The sequence below is a fragment of the Microbacterium stercoris genome (assembly GCF_017592545.1).
Lineage (GTDB): Bacteria > Actinomycetota > Actinomycetes > Actinomycetales > Microbacteriaceae > Microbacterium > Microbacterium stercoris.
On the sequence record NZ_JAGFOA010000009.1, the window covers coordinates 3,971 to 5,861 of the forward strand.

General features: G+C 56.1%; 1 rRNA gene. It reads right to left on the minus strand.

The features are described from left to right. Positions 1-145: 145 nt before the first annotated feature. Positions 146-1,668: ribosomal RNA gene (locus J5V96_RS16865) — 16S ribosomal RNA — on the minus strand. Positions 1,669-1,891 lie beyond the last annotated feature (223 nt).

The following is a 1,891-nucleotide window of genomic DNA, read 5'->3' on the forward strand; positions in this document are numbered from 1 at the left end:
TCGTTCCAGACCTGCGAGCAGGTCGTACTAGATCCGGTCAGCAGCGCTGACGGCATGTCAAATGTTCCACCCATGAGCTAACCGGCAGAACGCGTTCGGTTCTGATCCGGCGCCTGGACACCCGAAGGTGCCAGATGCTCCTTAGAAAGGAGGTGATCCAGCCGCACCTTCCGGTACGGCTACCTTGTTACGACTTAGTCCTAATTACCGATCCCACCTTCGACGGCTCCCTCCACAAGGGTTAGGCCACCGGCTTCAGGTGTTACCGACTTTCATGACTTGACGGGCGGTGTGTACAAGACCCGGGAACGTATTCACCGCAGCGTTGCTGATCTGCGATTACTAGCGACTCCGACTTCATGAGGTCGAGTTGCAGACCTCAATCCGAACTGGGACCGGCTTTTTGGGATTCGCTCCACCTCACGGTATTGCAGCCCTTTGTACCGGCCATTGTAGCATGCGTGAAGCCCAAGACATAAGGGGCATGATGATTTGACGTCATCCCCACCTTCCTCCGAGTTGACCCCGGCAGTATCCCATGAGTTCCCACCATTACGTGCTGGCAACATAGAACGAGGGTTGCGCTCGTTGCGGGACTTAACCCAACATCTCACGACACGAGCTGACGACAACCATGCACCACCTGTATAGAGACCTTGCGGGGCGACTGTTTCCAGCCGTTTCCTCTATATGTCAAGCCTTGGTAAGGTTCTTCGCGTTGCATCGAATTAATCCGCATGCTCCGCCGCTTGTGCGGGTCCCCGTCAATTCCTTTGAGTTTTAGCCTTGCGGCCGTACTCCCCAGGCGGGGAACTTAATGCGTTAGCTGCGTCACGGAGACCGTGGAAAGGCCCCCACAACTAGTTCCCAACGTTTACGGGGTGGACTACCAGGGTATCTAAGCCTGTTTGCTCCCCACCCTTTCGCTCCTCAGCGTCAGTTACGGCCCAGAGATCTGCCTTCGCCATCGGTGTTCCTCCTGATATCTGCGCATTCCACCGCTACACCAGGAATTCCAATCTCCCCTACCGCACTCTAGTCTGCCCGTACCCACTGCAGGCCCGAGGTTGAGCCTCGGGATTTCACAGCAGACGCGACAGACCGCCTACGAGCTCTTTACGCCCAATAATTCCGGATAACGCTTGCGCCCTACGTATTACCGCGGCTGCTGGCACGTAGTTAGCCGGCGCTTTTTCTGCAGGTACCGTCACTTTCGCTTCTTCCCTGCTAAAAGAGGTTTACAACCCGAAGGCCGTCGTCCCTCACGCGGCGTTGCTGCATCAGGCTTCCGCCCATTGTGCAATATTCCCCACTGCTGCCTCCCGTAGGAGTCTGGGCCGTGTCTCAGTCCCAGTGTGGCCGGTCACCCTCTCAGGCCGGCTACCCGTCGACGCCTTGGTGAGCCATTACCTCACCAACAAGCTGATAGGCCGCGAGCCCATCCCGAACCAAAAAATCTTTCCCACCAGTGAAGATGCCTTCCTGGTGCATATCCAGTATTAGACGCCGTTTCCAGCGCTTATCCCAGAGTTCGGGGCAGGTTGCTCACGTGTTACTCACCCGTTCGCCACTGATCCACAAGAGCAAGCTCCTGCTTCACCGTTCGACTTGCATGTGTTAAGCACGCCGCCAGCGTTCATCCTGAGCCAGGATCAAACTCTCCGTAAAGAAACAATGCTGCGATCACCGGGAAAACGATGAAGCAGCGAGTTTGATGCTGACCAAAACGGATGTCATTACTGACTTCCAAAATTGATCCAAAGGAATCTTGCCGAACCGATCAAAAATCGGCCGACGAGGTTATTTGGCATTTGACAAGTGCACGCTGTTGAGTTCTCAAGGATCGGATGCTCCCAGCCCTGCGACTCCCGCCGCAGCCCTCCGGGGCAAC